The organism is Nonomuraea sp. C10 (assembly GCF_008017515.1).
GTDB lineage: Bacteria > Actinomycetota > Actinomycetes > Streptosporangiales > Streptosporangiaceae > Nonomuraea > Nonomuraea ferruginea.
This window is the reverse complement of sequence record NZ_VPFF01000001.1, coordinates 3,845,536-3,860,313: the sequence shown is the minus strand read 5'-3', so window position 1 is coordinate 3,860,313 and position 14,778 is coordinate 3,845,536. Positions and strand designations below refer to the sequence as shown.

Sequence of the window (14,778 nt, the reverse complement as noted above, 5' to 3'; positions counted from 1 at the left end):
CCTCGTTCCTGTGTACGTGAAGATCTGCGGCCTGACCGATCCCGGCCACGTGGCCGCCGCCGTCGAGGCCGGCGCCGACGCCATCGGCTTCGTGCTGACCAGCAGCTCGCGCCGGATCACGCCCGAGCGGGCCGCCGAGCTGGGGGCCCTGGTGCCGCCGGAGGTGCTGACCGTGGGCGTCTTCCGCGGCGAGGACCCCGCCACGGTCCGGGCCGCGGCGCTCGCCGCCGGGGTGCGGGCCGTCCAGCTCCACGGCCACCACCCGCACGGCGACTTCACCGCGCTCAAGGACCTCGGCCGCACCCTGATCAGGGCCGTCGACGCGCGGGCCGACCTGCGGTGCGGCGCCTTCGACGAGAGCATGCTCATCGTCGACGCGCCCCGGGCGGGCTCCGGCGAGCCGTGGGACTGGTCGGCCGTCCGCGGCCGCCCTTCGGGGCAGTGGATGCTCGCGGGCGGCCTGGCGCCGTCCAACGTCGCCGAGGCGATCGCCGCCGCCCGCCCGTGGGGGGTCGACGTCTCCAGCGGCGTCGAGACCGCTCCCGGCGTCAAGGACCCGGCGCTGATCGCCGCCTTCGTCGACGCCGCCCGCGCCGCCTCCTGACGCGCCCTCTCAGGGCGAGATGACGCGCGCTCTCGGAGCGCCATGGGGAACGGAGTCGACGGGATGTCCGGGGAACGCTTACAGAGCGGCGAGCGGGCGCGGGAGTTCCTGCGCGGGTTCGCGCGGCGGCGGGCGCCGCGGGTGGTGCCGGTGCCCTGTGGCTTCGGGGTGCTCGACGATCGCTACGCGGCCTCGTACGACGACAACAAGCTCGTCGTGTGGCACGGCGAGGACCCGCGGGCCGTGCTCGCGGCGGCGGAGGAGGTGCTGGGGGCGCGCGGCCACCGGATGGTGTGCGTGCTCGACGACCGGCTCGGCCGGGAGTTCGCGCCCGCGTTCGCGGCGGCGGGCTACCGGCACGAGGAGAACGTGCTCATGGCCTACTGCGGCGACCCGCCCCGCGTCCCGCACGCCGAGGAGCTCTCCCTGGCGGTGCTGCTGCCCGTGCTGCGCGAGACCTGGCGCGAGACGCTGCCGGACGCCGGCGACGAGGTGATCGAGCAGCTCGCCCGGCGGGCCGAGACCAGACTGCGCGGCGCCGGCCGGGTCGGGTTCCGCGGCGTGCGGACCTCCGGCGGCGAGATCGCCGCCCGCGCCGACCTGTACGTCCACGACGGCGTGGCGCAGATCGAGGACCTGGTGACCGCCGTCCCGCATCGGGGCAGGGGGCACGCACGCGCGCTGATGCTCTCACTCCTGGCGGAGGCCACCGCGGCGGCCGGGCTGGTGTTCCTGGTGGCCGACGCGGGCGACTGGCCCAGGGAGTTCTACGCCCGCCTCGGATTCGCGGAGATCGGCCGCACGCACGACTTCGTCCGCGCCTGACGGCGGGAGCTTGGCCGGATGCGGCCCCGCTGGGCCGGAAGTTCGCGCAGTAGGGTCTGGGGCGTGAGTGAAACTTCCGCCGAGGACCGAATCTGGACGGTTCCCAACCTGCTGAGCTTCCTGCGTCTCCTTGGCGTGCCCGTGTTCCTGTGGCTGGCTCTGGGGCCGCGGGCCGACGGGTGGGCACTCGGGGTGCTCGCGGTGGCCGGGTTCACCGACTGGCTCGACGGGAAGATCGCTCGCGCGTTCAACCAGACCAGCAGGCTCGGGCGGCTGATCGACCCGGCCGCGGACAAGTTGTACGTGTTCGCGACCATCGTGGCGCTGCTGGTGCGGGAGATCATCCCGTGGTGGCTGGTGGCCGTGATCCTGGCCAGGGAAATCTTCGTCGCCTGTTCCTTCCCTGTACTCCGCAAGCATGGATATCGGGCACTTCAGGTGCATTTCCTGGGCAAGGCCGCCATGTTTAACCTCATGTATGCCTTCCCTCTCCTCTTCCTTGCCTCCCACACGGGGTGGTATGCCGAAGTGGCCCGCATCGTCGGGTGGGCGTTCGCGCTGTGGGGAACGGGCCTCTACTGGTGGGCAGGCGTGTTGTACGTGCTACAGGTGCGCCGGCTCGTGACCGCGACCACGAAGGAGTGAGCGGTGAAGGCGGTTGTCATGGCGGGCGGCGAAGGCACCCGGTTGCGGCCGATGACGGCCAACCAGCCCAAACCCCTGCTCCCCGTGGTCAACCGTCCGATCATGGAACATGTGCTGCGCCTGCTCAAACGGCACGGCATCACCGAGACCGTGGTCACGGTGCAGTTCCTGGCCGCGCTGGTGCGCAACTACTTCGGCGACGGCGACGAGCTCGGCATGCGCCTGCAGTACGCGACCGAGGACGTGCCCCTGGGCACCGCGGGGAGCGTGAAGAACGCCGCCGCGCGGCTGCGTGACGACCGCTTCCTGGTCATCTCCGGCGACGCGCTCACCGACATCGACCTGACCGACATGATCCGCTTCCACCGCGACACGGGGGCGCTCGTCACCATCGGGCTCAAGCGGGTGCCGAACCCGCTCGAGTTCGGCATCGTCATCGTCGACGAGGCCGGGCGGGTGCAGCGCTTCCTGGAGAAGCCCACCTGGGGCCAGGTCTTCTCCGACACCGTCAACACCGGCATCTACGTCATGGAGCCCGAGGTGCTGGGCGACGTCCCCACCGGCGAGCCCGCCGACTGGTCGGCCGACGTCTTCCCCAGGCTGCTGGAGCGCGGCGCCCCCATCTACGGCTACGTGGCCGACGGCTACTGGGAGGACGTCGGCAGCCACGACAGCTACCGCAAGGCCCAGGCCGACGCCCTGTCCGGCAAGGTCAGGCTCGACATCGGCGGCTTCGAGGTGTCGCCCGGCGTCTGGGTGGCCGGCTCCGCCTCGGTCGAGCCGGACGCCGTGCTCAAGGGGCCGCTGTTCGTCGGCGAGTACGCCAAGGTCGAGGCCGGCGCCGAGCTGCGCGAGTACACGGTGCTCGGCAACAACGCGGTGGTGCGCGAGGGCGCCTTCCTGCACCGCGCGATCGTGCACGACAACGTCTACCTCGGCCCCGGCACCCACCTGCGCGGCTGCGTGATCGGCAAGGCCACCGACGTGATGAGCGGCGCCCGCATCGAGGAGAACGCGATCATCGGCGACGAGTGCGTCGTCGAGGCCGAGGCGTACGTCTCCAGCGGGGTCAAGATCTACCCGTTCAAGACCATCGAGGCCGGCGCGGTCGTCAACACCAGCGTCATCTGGGAGTCGCGCGGCCAGCGCGGCCTGTTCGGCCCGCGCGGGGTCAGCGGGCTGGTCAACGTCGAGATCACGCCCGAGCTCTGCGTCCGGCTGGCCAGCGCGTACGCCACCACGCTGAAGAAGGGCGAGTACGTCGTCACCTCGCGTGACTCCTCGCTGGCCGCCAGGGCGCTCAAGCGGGCCGTGATCGGCGCGCTCAACGCCAGCGCGATCAACGTCCACGACCTCGAGGCGGCGCCGCTGCCGGTGGCGCGCTTCCACACCGCCAGGGGCACCGCCGCCGGCGGCATCACGCTGCGCACCACCGCCGGCGACCCGCAGAGCGTCGACATCGTCATCATGGACGACCGCGGCGCCGACCTGCCCCCCGGCGCCCAGCGCAAGCTTGAGCGGGTCTTCTCCCGGCAGGAGTTCCGCCGCGCCTTCCCCGGCGAGATCGCCGAGCTGACCTTTCCGGCCAGGGCGGTCGAGGACTACTCGCACGAGCTGCTGGGCCGGGTCGACATGACCGGCGTGCGCGGGATGAAGGTGGTGGCCGACTGCGCGGGCGGCACCTCCTCGCTGGTGCTGCCGCGGTTGCTGGGCCGGGCCGGGATCGAGGTGCTCACCGTCAACGCGGTGCTGGACGACCTGTCGCCCACCGAGACGATCGCCGAGCGCCGGCGCGACCTGCAGCGGCTGTCGGAGCTCGTGAGCTCCTCACGCGCGGCCTTCGGCGTCAGGTTCGACCCGGTGGGGGAGCGCATCGCGCTGGTGGACGAGCAGGGCCAGCTCATCAGCGAGGAGCGGGCGCTGCTGGTGGTCCTCGACCTGGTGGCCGCCGAGCGCAGGGGCGGGCAGGTGGCGCTGCCCGTCACCACCACCCGGGTCGCCGAGCAGGTGTGCCGCTTCCACGGCGTGCAGGTGCGGTGGACCTCGACCGCCGTCGACGCGCTCACCTCAGCCGCCGGCGACCCCGGCATGATCTTCGCCGGCGACGGGCGGGGCGGCTTCGTGGTGCCCGAGTTCAGCCCGGCCATCGACGGGCTGGCCGCGTTCATGAGGCTGCTCGGGCTGGTGGCCCGCACCCGGCTCTCGCTCAGCCAGATCGACGCCAGGATCCCCGAGGCCAAGCTGCTCAAGCGGACGATCCCGACGCAGTGGGCGGCGAAGGGGGCGGTGATGCGCTCGGTCATCGAGGCGGCCGAGTCGAGCGGCGACGGTCACCGGATCGACACCACCGACGGGGTGCGGGTGGTCGGCGACGACGGCAGCTGGGTGCTCATCCTGCCCGCCGCCACCGAACCGGCGACCGACCTGTGGGCGGAGGCGTCGGACGTCGACACCGCGCAGATCCTGCTCGAACGCTGGGCCCAGGTGGTCGAGCAGGCGACATGATCCATAACAGGCCGGATCCTGTCCACGATTTGTCTGGAAGGACCGCAAGATCGTAATGTTAAGACGCGCGGCGGCATGGACCTTCAGGTAGGGGCGGTTGTAACTTTGTCAGCGTCCGAACCTGTCGTCCAGCGCCCCGCCTTGACCTTTGCCGCTGATCAGCGTAAGTTGCGGCATTCGCCAAAACGTGAAGAGCGAAGCGAGGCGCGCCCCGAGCACCGTTGCCGCGACTTCGCGGTAGGAGGCCGAGCCGATCGATGCCGAGCGTCTACTGCACGCAGTGCGGGCATGCCAACCCCGAGGATGCCCGTTTCTGTTCCCGTTGTGGGACCCAGCTGACCAGACCCGAGGTCTCCGGGGACACGACATCGACGATCTCTGTCGCGGGAATAGAGGCGTACGAGGCTGAGACCGGCGACATGCTGCTGGCCGAGCGGGCGCTGGTGGAGCAGCTCCCGCCGGGCGCGGCGCTGCTCACCGTCACCAGGGGGCCCAACCAGGGCAGCCGGTTCCGGCTCGACAAGGAGCTGACCACCACCGGCCGCCACCCGGAGAGCGACATCTTCCTCGACGACATCACGGTCTCGCGCCGTCATGTCGAGTTCTACCGCCATCGCGGCGGCCAGTTCTCGGTGCGCGACGTGGGCAGCCTCAACGGCACCTACGTCAACCGGGAGCGCATCGAGGAGGTCCCGCTCCACTCCGGGGACGAGGTGCAGATCGGCAAGTTCCGGCTGCTGTTCCTGATGCGGACCCCCGCCGGCGCATGAGCTCACAGGCGGCACGCTCGCACATGAGCATCGGGGAGGTGCTCGCCCTGCTGCAGGGCGAGTTCCCCGACGTCACGATCTCCAAGATCCGTTTCCTGGAGGGCGAGGGGCTGATCGAGCCGGAGCGCACCCCGTCCGGCTTCCGCAAGTTCACCCACCTGCACGTCGAGCAGCTGCGCTACATCCTGACCGAGCAGCGCGACCACTACCTCCCGCTGCGCGTGATCAAGGACAAGATGGCCGAGAGCTTCGGCCGCCCCCGCGCGCTGCACGACAAGCAGGAGGTCAAGCTCACCCGGGCCGAGCTGCTGGAGTCCGCGGGGCTCGACGAGGAGACGCTCACCGAGCTGGAGGACTACGGGCTGCTTGCGCCGGTCGCCCGGCGCTACGACGAGGAAGCGCTGAAGATCGCCCGGGCCGTGGGCGGGCTGGCCCGCTTCGGCCTGCACGCCCGTCATCTGCGCGCCGTCAAGGCCGCGGCGGAGCGGGAGGCCGGTCTGGTCGAGCAGACGGTCGCGCCCATACTCAAACGCCGCAAGCCCGGCGCGATCGGTGAGGCCGACGAAGCGGCCAGGGAGCTGTCGGCACTCCTGCTCGACCTCCATGCCGCCCTGCTGCGTACGGGGGTTCGTGGCGTTCTGGGCCGATGAGCGGCCTGCGGGACATTCAGGGCTCGGCGGGTGTTACGTTGAAATGCAGAAGCGGACCAGCGATGACCTGAGCCGGGCCACCGGCCAGTCGAATATGGAGCAGCCCGTGTTGCAGATGGAGGTAGTGGGCGTTCGGGTAGAAATGCCCACCAATCAGCCGATCGTTCTGCTCAAGGAGGCACACGGGGAGCGGTTCCTGCCGATCTGGATCGGCATGACCGAAGCGACGGCCATAGCGCTGGCACAGGCCGACGAGCCGCCGCCCCGGCCGCTCACCCACGATCTTTTCAGGGACGTGCTGAGCGCGCTCGGCGTGGGTCTGCGCGCCGTCAACATCGTCGCTCTGCGTGACGGCATCTTCTTCGCCGACCTCGTGTTCTCCAACGGCGTGGAGGTCAGCGCCCGGCCCTCCGACTCGATCGCGCTGGCGCTGCGCACCGGAGCCCGCATCTTCGCCAGCGAGGAGGTGGTCCAGGAGGCCGGTGTGATCATCCCCGACGACCAGGAGGACGAGGTGGAGAAGTTCAGGGAGTTCCTTGACACGATCTCACCCGAGGACTTCGGCCGGGCGGGGTAGGTATTTCAGTGCATTTACGCTTCACGACGCGCCGAGCCGGATCGTTGACTGAGCATGGTCACGGTCCTACGGTGCAAGTGAAACCCGTGGTCGACCTTTTACGAACCCCCAGATGAGGCCACGGGATGAGAGAAAGCCGGAGGTCCGCGTGGCGGTCAGCAGCGGCGAGGGAAAGACGGCCGGCCAGGAAGATCCGGTGCGGCGCGAGAGTGCGCGGCAGCGTGCCGGAGAACAAGGATTGCTCTTCGACGAGCAGCCTGCCACGCTGCCGGACGACATCGGATACCGCGGGCCGACAGCCTGCGCGGCGGCCGGCATCACCTACAGGCAGCTCGACTACTGGGCGCGCACGGGCCTGGTGGAGCCCACGATAAGAGCCGCGCACGGCTCCGGCTCCCAGCGCCTCTACAGCTTCCGCGACATCCTGGTCCTGAAAGTCGTCAAGCGGCTCCTCGACACCGGAGTCTCCCTCCAGCAGATCCGCACCGCCGTCCAGCATCTGCGCGACCGCGGGGTCGCCGACCTCGCGCAGATCACGCTGATGAGCGACGGCGTCAGCGTCTACGAGTGCACCTCGGCCGACGAGGTCATCGACCTTCTCCAGGGCGGTCAGGGCGTGTTCGGCATAGCGCTCGGCCGGGTCTGGCGCGAGGTCGAAGGATCCCTCGCGGAGCTGCCGGGGGAACGGGCGGCGGTCGTGGACGACGTCCCGGCCGACCATCCCGCTGACGAACTGGCCCGGCGGCGGCGCGCGCGCCGCATCGGGTGACGCCCCGTACCACCCCAATTCGGGTCGAGGCTGTAATCTAGGACATGCTGACGACCCCGTGCGGGAGAGTCCCCGGCACCGCCGGGGCGCCGAAGGAGCAACCCTCCCCGGAATCTCTCAGGCGCCCGTACCGCTCGGGTGAGGCAACTCTGGAAAGCAGGTGCGTCCGCCAGGCGCACTTCACCGACGGTGCAAGCCCCGTAGCGGGGTGAAGCTCTCAGGTCGCCATGACAGAGGGGGAGATCCGGCATACGCCCGCGCCCAGCGCCGGTCTCCACAGCCTCGGGAGGCATCTCCATGACCGACCTGTCAGCACCGCCGTTCTCCAGCAGGCACATCGGGCCCTCAGCGGCCGAGCAGCAGCGCATGCTCGAGGCCGTCGGCTTCGAATCGGTCGCGGACCTGGTCGCGGTGGCCGTGCCCGAGGCCATCAGGGCCAAGGACCGGCTCAAACTGCCGGCCGCCGCGAGCGAGGCCGAGGCCATCGCCGAACTGCGCGCCCTCGCCGGCCGCAACCAGGTGCTCACCTCCATGATCGGCCTCGGCTACCACGACACGGTCACGCCCGCCGTCATCCGCCGCAACCTCCTGGAGAACCCGGGCTGGTACACCGCCTACACCCCGTACCAGCCGGAGATCTCGCAGGGCCGGCTGGAGGCGCTGCTGAACTTCCAGACCGTGGTCTCCGACCTCACTGGCCTGCCCGTCGCCGGGGCGTCCCTGCTCGACGAGGCCACCGCCGCGGCCGAGGGCATGACGCTGGCACGCCGCGCCGGCAAGGCCAAGAGCCCGGTGTTCGTGGTGGACGCCGACACGCTGCCGCAGACCAAGGCCGTGCTGGCCACCCGCGCCGAACCGCTCGGCATCGAGCTCGTCGAGAGCGACCTGACCGGCGACCTGCCCGAATGCTTCGGCGTGCTGGTCCAGTACCCCGGCGCGTCCGGGCGGCTGCGCGACTTCCGCGCCGTGGCCGAGCGGGCGCACGAGGCCGGCGCGCTGGTCGTGGCCGCCGCCGACCTGCTGGCGCTCACGCTCCTGGCCGCCCCGGGCGAGCTCGGCGCCGACATCGCCGTCGGCTCCTCCCAGCGGTTCGGCGTGTCGTTCGGCTACGGCGGGCCGCACGCCGCCTACATGTCCGTACGCGAGGGACTGCAGCGCCAGATGCCCGGCCGCCTGGTCGGGGTGTCGGTCGACGCCGACGGCGCGGCCGCGTACCGGCTGGCCCTGCAGACCCGCGAGCAGCACATCCGCCGCGAGAAGGCCACCAGCAACATCTGCACCGCGCAGGTCCTGCTCGCGGTCATCGCCGGCATGTACGCCGTCTACCACGGGCCCGACGGGCTGCGGCGGATCGCCCGGCGGGTGCACCGGCACGCCGCCGCGCTCGCCGCGGGGCTGCGCGAGGGCGGCGTCGAGGTCGTGCACGCCGAGTTCTTCGACACCGTGCTGGCCCGCGTCCCCGGCCGGGCCGCCGGCATCGTCGCCGCGGCCGCCGAGCGCGGCGTCAACCTGTGGCAGGCCGACGCCGACCACGTCTCCATCGCCTGCGACGAGAAGACCGGCGCCGCCGAGCTCGCCAAGGTGTGGGCGGCCTTCGGCGTCGAGCGCGCGGACGCCGCCCTGGACGCCGTGGACGACGCGCTGCCGTCCTCCCTGCTGCGCGAGTCGGACTTCCTCACCCACCCGGTGTTCAACACCCACCACAGCGAGACCTCGATGCTGCGCTACCTGCGCAGGCTCCAGGACAAGGACATCGCGCTCGACCGTTCGATGATCCCGCTCGGCTCCTGCACGATGAAGCTGAACGCGACCACCGAGATGGAGCCCATCACCTGGCCCGAGTTCGCCGGCATCCACCCGTACGCGCCCGAGGCGCAGGCGCTCGGCTACGGCGAGCTGATCCGCACGCTGGAGGACTGGCTCGCCGAGGTCACCGGCTACGACAAGGTCTCCATCCAGCCGAACGCCGGCTCCCAGGGCGAGTTCGCCGGGCTGCTGGCCATCCGCGCCTACCACCGCGCCAACGGGGACACCGGGCGCGACGTCTGCCTCATCCCGTCGTCCGCCCACGGCACCAACGCCGCCAGCGCCGTCATGGCCGGCATGCGGGTCGTGGTCGTGGCCTGCGACGACGACGGCAACGTCGACCTGGCCGACCTCGACGCCAAGATCGGCAAGCACCGCGACCGGCTGGCCGCCATCATGGTCACCTACCCGTCCACGCACGGCGTCTACGAGGAGACCGTCACGGAGATCTGCGCCAAGGTGCACGACGCCGGCGGCCAGGTGTACGTCGACGGGGCCAACCTCAACGCGCTCGTCGGCCTGGCCAAGCCCGGCGAGTTCGGAGCCGACGTCTCCCATCTCAACCTGCACAAGACGTTCTGCATCCCGCACGGCGGCGGCGGGCCCGGCGTCGGCCCGGTCGCCGTCCGCGCCCACCTCGCCCCCTACCTGCCCGGCCACCCGCTGCGCGACGGCTCGCCCGTCGGGCCCGTCTCTGCCGCTCCGTACGGCTCCGCCGGGATCCTGCCGATCTCGTGGGCGTACATCAGGATGATGGGCAGCGACGGCCTCACCGCAGCCACCGAGCAGGCCATCCTGTCGGCCAACTACCTCGCCCGCGGCCTCGCCCCGCACTACCCCGTCCTCTACACCGGCAGGGGCGGGCTGGTCGCCCACGAGTGCATCGTCGACCTGCGGCAGATCACCAAGGAGACCGGCGTCACCGTCGACGACGTGGCCAAGCGGCTCATCGACTACGGCTTCCACGCGCCCACCATGTCCTTCCCCGTCGCCGGGACGCTCATGATCGAGCCGACCGAGAGCGAGGACCTGGCCGAGCTGGACCGGTTCGTGGACGCGATGGTCGCCATCCGCGCGGAGATCGCCAAGGTGGCCTCCGGCGAGTACGACCCGGCCGACAACCCCCTGCGGAACGCCCCGCACACCGCGGAGGCGCTGACCGCCGACGAGTGGAGTCACCCGTACGCGCGGAGCGAGGCGGCCTATCCGGTGCCGTCGCTGCGCGAGGACAAGTACTGGGTGCCGGTGCGGCGGATCGACCAGGCGTACGGCGACCGCAACCTGGTGTGCTCCTGCCCGCCTCTGGAGGCGTACGAGGACTGACAAGGGCGGTCCAGGCCCGGCCCGCGCGGCCGGGCCTGCTCGCGTCCCGGAAGGGCATTTCGGACTAATCGGGCGTCAGTCAGACCGATGGGGTCAACCGAGCAGACATGATCGCGAGAACTCGTTAGGCTCGGGGCGTTCGTCGCCGAAGGAGCTCTCTTGACGTTCTCAGAGCTGGAGACCCCGCCGCTCGACACCGCCCGCCGCCTGGCCGAAGGCGGTGACCTCGACGGCGCGGCCGCCATACTCGCCGAGCTCGCCGCGCAGCCCGGCAGCCCCGATCGGGCGCAGGCAGCCGTGGGGCTCGCCGTGGTGCTCGACCAGGCGGGCGACGTGGAGGGGGCGCGGGCCGCCGCCAGGACGGCGCTGGCCACCGGGCACCCCGAGTTCGCCGCCCAGGCCGCCTGCCACCTGGCTCAGGGGTTCGAGCGTGAAGGGCGGCTGGACCAGGCGCGCGGGGCCTGGCAGGCCGTGCTCGGCGTCGGCACCCCCTCGTACGTGCCGCTCGCGCACCTGGCGCTGGCCCGGCTGGCCGGCGAGGTGGGCGACTACGACGAGGCGGAGGCCGAGCTGCGCGCCGCCATCGAGACGGGCCATCGGACCGGGGACGACGCCCCGGCCGGCGGGGAAGCCTCGCATGAGGGAGCCGAGCCGGACGGACCCGCCGTCGAGGTGCGGGTGCACGCCGCGCAGCAGCTCGCCGACCTGCTGATCGGGCGCGAGGAGCCGGGAGAGGCCGCCGACGTGCTGCTCGACGCGCTGGAGGACGCCGCCTCCGGTGAGGACGCGGCGCGGTTGCGCGTGCAGCTCGGCATCGCGCACCTGGAGATGGCCTGCGCCGAGTTCGCCGAGGCCGTCGAGCAGGGTGGCGAGGCGCAGGTGAGCGCGCTGGCGATCGAGCTGCTGGCCCGCACGCTTCCCCTGCGCGGCCGCGACGACGCCGCCGGGCAGGTGTGGGCGTACGGGCTGGAGCACCAGGACGAAGGCCTGGCGGCCGAAGTACGCCTCCGCTACGACCGCGACACCTGAGCCGACCCCACAGCTTTCGAGTCAGGGCACCGTTGTGCGTGCCCCGCAGTGATTTTCGAACACAGGCCACCGTCGATGAGTCCGGAAGCGTGCCGACGGCCACCGGGTAGTGCGGGCGAACCGCGGATGAGAACCTCTCCAGGCCGCGCCGGCTGTGCCCTCTCATGGGTTGCGGATCGCAGCTGACCGTATGAGAACCCGATGGGTCACGGGTGGACGAGGTGGAGGGTGCGCAGCTGACCGCGTGAGAACCCCTCGGCCCGCGTCAGTGGCCGTTCCGCTCGTGTGGAGTGCGGGCGATCGCTTGAAAGCCTTTCGGCCGCGTCATGGTCGGTCTCGTCCGCTTGGGTTGTGGAGTGGGGGCAGCCGTGTGATCCCTTTTCGGGTGTTGGCGGCTCGCCGCTGTGGGTTGACGGGGGCGGGCGGCCGCTTCTCGGCGGCAGGTCAAGACCTTTTCGGGAACCCCCACGGGCCGGGCGCCATAAGGCGTGCCTTCGGCCCGCTCAGCTCGCCGTAATTCCGGGGTGTGGTGGCCGCGCTTGGGGAGATGGAGACAGGCAGCGTGCCTTGACCGTAAGGGGCGGCGCATCAGCGCGCTGGCCGCAGGTCAAGACCCTTTTTTGGGAACCCCCACGGGTCGGGCGCCGTAAGGCGTGCCTTCGGCCCGCTCGGCTCGTTGTAGTTCCGGGGTGGCGCCTGGGGGAGGGGGACGGGGTTGGCCGTCAGGGGCGGCGCATCAGGGCGCCGGCGGCGGCGATGTTGATCAGGACGATGGACAGCCAGGCGACGATCAGGCCCACGGTGCCCGCCTGGCTGGCGGCGATGGCCGTCAGCGGGACGCCGATGCCCATCGAGCCCAGCGCGATCGGCACCATGGAGCGGGAGCTGTCGTTCTTGCGCTTGGTCTCCTTGCCGCGTCGCTTGAGCTCGGCTTCGACCCGGGCCGCTATCGTCGCGTCGAGCCGGTCGGCCAGGGAGTCGACAAGAGCGGGCTCGTAGTCGGGGCCGAGGTCGCGGCGGGCGTCGATCGTCGCCCGCAGTTCGTCGCGGACATCCCTCTCCGGTTGCATAGAGGACATCCTGCCCTGTCCGGAGGCGCGCCGTCATCAGACCTGGGAGCTATGTTGAGCTCCTCCCCAGGTACGGTGCTGCCATGGAGATCATGACTCCCCGGGGGGCGGCGCGGGTCGACGTCGACGAGGAGGAGCGCGGCCGGCTGCTGCTGGTGCTGACGCACGGGTCGGCCGGGGGAGTCGACGCGCCCGACCTGCTGGCGGTCCGCGAGGCGGCCCTCGGCATGGGCGTGACCGTGGCCAGGGTGACGCAGGCGTTCAGGATGGCGGGGGCGCGGGCGCCCGGATCGGCCGAGCGGCAGGACGAGGCGTGGCTGGCCGTGCTGGCCGAGCTGCGCGGCCGGTGGCCCGGGCTGCCGCTCGTGCAGGGCGGCCGGAGCAACGGGGCGCGGGTCGCCTGCCGGACCGCGCGGGCGGCCGGGGCGGTGGCGGTGGTGGCCCTGGCGTTCCCGCTGCACCCGCCCGGCAAGCCGGACCGTTCCAGGGCGGACGAGCTGCGTGGCGCCGGAGTCGATGTGCTGGTGGTGAACGGTGACAGGGACCCGTTCGGCGTGCCCGACGCGGCGGACGCGACGCGGCTCGTGGTGCTCCCGGGAGAGGGGCACGATCTGAAGAAGGAACCCGCCCGGGTGGGCGAGGTGGTCGCCGACTGGCTGACCCGTTATCTCGGGTAACCGGTCGGCGGTGCGCTCAGGCTGCCCCGACCAGCGGGTCGGGGCGGTGCGGGGCGATCGCGGTGCCGCCGGGCAGCAGCTCACCGGTGTCCTCGAACAGGACGACCCCGTTGCACAGCAGACTCCACCCCTGCTCGGGGTGGCAGGCCAGGGTGCGGGCGGCTTCGCGGTCAGGCGCGTCGGCAGACGGACAGACCGGGTCGTGCGGGCACATCGGCGTGCCTCCGATATCTCGTGGATGGCCCCCGATCAAGGAGTCGGGAGCGGCTCGGGTTTCTCTTTCCAGTAAGTGTGCAGCAAGTGTGCGATGTGCGTCACACGTTCCGACATAGCCCGTTTGGACTGTTAAGGGAGGATCCCCTGGAGTGTGACCTCCGACACAGCGTGCCTTATGCAGGATAACGGGCCAAGCATGACACGCACACTAGGTTTGGAGCCCCCGGAGCAACGCGTCGAGCCCGCGTTCGAAGTCGGCGTCGGCGTCGCGGTCGCGCCGCACCCACTCGTCCACCTCGGGGTCGGCCCAGCCCGAGCGCTGCACCTCGACCGCGACGCTGCCGAAGACGAAGGCCCGCAGTGTGCGCACGGCCTCCTCGGCGCCGGGCAGGCCGCCGTCGGCGAGCTGCTCGATCTGCTCCCCGATGGCGATGACGGTGGCGCCCTTGGGCGGCTTGGTGAGCGCCAGCGCCAGCACGCCGGGATGCTCGCGCAGCATCTCCCGGCTGGCCCTGCACCACGCCCTGGCGGTCTCCTGCCAGGTCGCCGCCTGCTCGACGTGGACGGCGGTGACGTGTTCGGCCAGGGCGTCCATCAGCGCCTCCTTGCCGCGCGGCAGGTGGTGGTAGATGGCCATGGCCTCGACCTGGAGGGCGTCGCCGAGCCTGCGCATGGTGAGCCTGCGCAGGCCCTGGCTGTCGGCGATGTGCAGGGCGGCCTCGATGATGCGCTCGCGGGACAGGGGGACCGGTGGTCGCTTGGCGGGCATGGTGATCATCTTACTATGTAAAGGAGGCTGCGCCGGAGTGCCGCGCCGGACCGGTTACGGGGCGGGGGCGCGGAGCGCGTACCCTGGTCGCTGATAAGAACGACAGCGTGAAGGGCAGAGTCGATGGCGTTTTTCCGTCCGCGGGTGAGCCGCGAGGCCGAGGTCCGCTACCACGCGGATCTGGAGATCTCCAAGCGCTACCCCGAGCTGCTCGGCAGGGCCAGGGAGGCGGAGCAGGTGCTGCGTGACCTGCGCGCCGCCGACGCCGACGAGATCGAGCTGCGGGCCGCGGGCCGGGCGCTCGACAAGGAGCTGACCGAGGCGCTGCGCGCGGCCGAGGCGGGGCAGCGGGCGGCGTTCGGGGTCAAGTCCTACGACGACCGCATCGCCCGGCGCAAGGCCAAGGCGACGCCCAAGGGCGCCATGTGGACCATGGAGGTGGAGCGGCTGCGCACGCTCCGCGAGGAAAACAGGATGTGGGGCATCCCGCGCGTGCCCCGTCCCGTGCCCTCCGCCAGGTGACCGGCCTCACCGGGCGGTGAG

The 14,778-nt window shown here is 71.5% G+C and carries 15 protein-coding genes and 1 riboswitch; of the genes, 12 read left to right on the top strand and 3 right to left on the bottom strand.

Annotation, left to right across the window (positions count from 1 at the left end):
- Positions 1–10 precede the first annotated feature (10 nt).
- The 10 genes from FR742_RS17710 (at position 11) to FR742_RS17665 (ending at position 11,503) form a co-directional block, all read left to right on the top strand.
- Positions 11–604 (top strand): phosphoribosylanthranilate isomerase, encoded by a 594-nt coding sequence (locus FR742_RS17710; RefSeq protein ID WP_148031969.1) that lies wholly within the window; start codon positions 11–13, stop codon positions 602–604.
- 63 nt (positions 605–667) lie between these two features.
- Positions 668–1,429: a GNAT family N-acetyltransferase gene (locus tag FR742_RS17705; protein ID WP_148031968.1), complete on the top strand. Its 762-nt coding sequence runs from the start codon at positions 668–670 to the stop codon at positions 1,427–1,429.
- Between the two features lie 63 nt (positions 1,430–1,492).
- Complete coding sequence (locus FR742_RS17700; protein ID WP_261808589.1) at positions 1,493–2,074, top strand: CDP-alcohol phosphatidyltransferase family protein; 582 nt, start codon at positions 1,493–1,495, stop codon at positions 2,072–2,074.
- A 3-nt stretch (positions 2,075–2,077) separates the two neighbouring features.
- Positions 2,078–4,579, top strand: a complete 2,502-nt coding sequence (locus tag FR742_RS17695; RefSeq protein ID WP_148031966.1) for a mannose-1-phosphate guanyltransferase — start codon at positions 2,078–2,080, stop codon at positions 4,577–4,579.
- A gap of 257 nt (positions 4,580–4,836) precedes the next feature.
- On the top strand, positions 4,837–5,349 hold the full coding sequence (locus FR742_RS17690) for an FHA domain-containing protein (RefSeq protein ID WP_148031965.1): 513 nt from the start codon (positions 4,837–4,839) through the stop codon (positions 5,347–5,349).
- 23 nt (positions 5,350–5,372) lie between these two features.
- Positions 5,373–5,999, top strand: a complete 627-nt coding sequence (locus FR742_RS17685; protein WP_148031964.1) for a MerR family transcriptional regulator — start codon at positions 5,373–5,375, stop codon at positions 5,997–5,999.
- 106 nt (positions 6,000–6,105) lie between these two features.
- Positions 6,106–6,576 carry a bifunctional nuclease family protein gene (locus FR742_RS17680; RefSeq protein ID WP_148031963.1) on the top strand — a complete coding sequence of 157 codons (471 nt, stop codon included), beginning with the start codon at positions 6,106–6,108 and terminating at the stop codon, positions 6,574–6,576.
- 148 nt (positions 6,577–6,724) lie between these two features.
- On the top strand, positions 6,725–7,345 hold the full coding sequence (locus FR742_RS17675) for a MerR family transcriptional regulator (protein ID WP_148031962.1): 621 nt from the start codon (positions 6,725–6,727) through the stop codon (positions 7,343–7,345).
- A gap of 51 nt (positions 7,346–7,396) precedes the next feature.
- Positions 7,397–7,488, top strand: a riboswitch (glycine riboswitch).
- Between the two features lie 154 nt (positions 7,489–7,642).
- Entirely contained in the window at positions 7,643–10,474 is a 2,832-nt protein-coding gene (gcvP, locus tag FR742_RS17670) for an aminomethyl-transferring glycine dehydrogenase (RefSeq protein WP_148031961.1), read from the top strand.
- 159 nt (positions 10,475–10,633) lie between these two features.
- The gene (locus FR742_RS17665) at positions 10,634–11,503 is read left to right on the top strand and encodes a tetratricopeptide repeat protein (protein ID WP_148031960.1); all 870 of its coding nucleotides are present in this window, start codon (positions 10,634–10,636) and stop codon (positions 11,501–11,503) included.
- A 722-nt stretch (positions 11,504–12,225) separates the two neighbouring features.
- Here FR742_RS17665 and FR742_RS17660 read toward each other — a convergent pair.
- Complete coding sequence (locus FR742_RS17660) at positions 12,226–12,573, bottom strand: hypothetical protein (RefSeq protein WP_148031959.1); 348 nt, start codon at positions 12,571–12,573, stop codon at positions 12,226–12,228.
- An 83-nt stretch (positions 12,574–12,656) separates the two neighbouring features.
- Here FR742_RS17660 and FR742_RS17655 point away from each other — a divergent pair, with 83 nt between their 5' ends.
- The gene (locus FR742_RS17655; protein WP_148031958.1) at positions 12,657–13,250 is read left to right on the top strand and encodes an alpha/beta family hydrolase; all 594 of its coding nucleotides are present in this window, start codon (positions 12,657–12,659) and stop codon (positions 13,248–13,250) included.
- A gap of 16 nt (positions 13,251–13,266) precedes the next feature.
- Here the strand turns inward: FR742_RS17655 and FR742_RS17650 are convergent, their stop codons facing one another.
- Both FR742_RS17650 and FR742_RS17645 read right to left on the bottom strand, forming a co-directional pair.
- On the bottom strand, positions 13,267–13,464 hold the full coding sequence (locus tag FR742_RS17650) for a DUF5999 family protein (RefSeq protein WP_148031957.1): 198 nt from the start codon (positions 13,462–13,464) through the stop codon (positions 13,267–13,269).
- A gap of 210 nt (positions 13,465–13,674) precedes the next feature.
- Positions 13,675–14,244, bottom strand: coding sequence for a TetR/AcrR family transcriptional regulator C-terminal domain-containing protein (locus FR742_RS17645; protein ID WP_148031956.1), 570 nt, complete (start codon positions 14,242–14,244; stop codon positions 13,675–13,677).
- 114 nt (positions 14,245–14,358) lie between these two features.
- On the opposite strand from FR742_RS17645, the gene FR742_RS17640 reads away from it, so the two are divergent.
- A complete protein-coding gene (locus FR742_RS17640) occupies positions 14,359–14,757 on the top strand; it encodes a hypothetical protein (protein ID WP_148031955.1) in 399 nt (132 codons plus the stop codon).
- The last annotated feature ends 21 nt before the right edge of the window (positions 14,758–14,778 follow it).

Coding starts and splice junctions, on each gene's coding strand:
- FR742_RS17660 (WP_148031959.1), bottom strand. CDS start 12,573: ATGCAACCGGAGAGGGATGTCCGCGACGAACTGCGGGCGACGATCGAC.
- FR742_RS17685 (WP_148031964.1), top strand. CDS start 5,373: ATGAGCATCGGGGAGGTGCTCGCCCTGCTGCAGGGCGAGTTCCCCGAC.
- FR742_RS17645 (WP_148031956.1), bottom strand. CDS start 14,244: ATGATCACCATGCCCGCCAAGCGACCACCGGTCCCCCTGTCCCGCGAG.
- FR742_RS17640 (WP_148031955.1), top strand. CDS start 14,359: ATGGCGTTTTTCCGTCCGCGGGTGAGCCGCGAGGCCGAGGTCCGCTAC.
- FR742_RS17655 (WP_148031958.1), top strand. CDS start 12,657: ATGGAGATCATGACTCCCCGGGGGGCGGCGCGGGTCGACGTCGACGAG.
- FR742_RS17705 (WP_148031968.1), top strand. CDS start 668: ATGTCCGGGGAACGCTTACAGAGCGGCGAGCGGGCGCGGGAGTTCCTG.
- gcvP (WP_148031961.1), top strand. CDS start 7,643: ATGACCGACCTGTCAGCACCGCCGTTCTCCAGCAGGCACATCGGGCCC.
- FR742_RS17650 (WP_148031957.1), bottom strand. CDS start 13,464: ATGTGCCCGCACGACCCGGTCTGTCCGTCTGCCGACGCGCCTGACCGC.
- FR742_RS17690 (WP_148031965.1), top strand. CDS start 4,837: ATGCCGAGCGTCTACTGCACGCAGTGCGGGCATGCCAACCCCGAGGAT.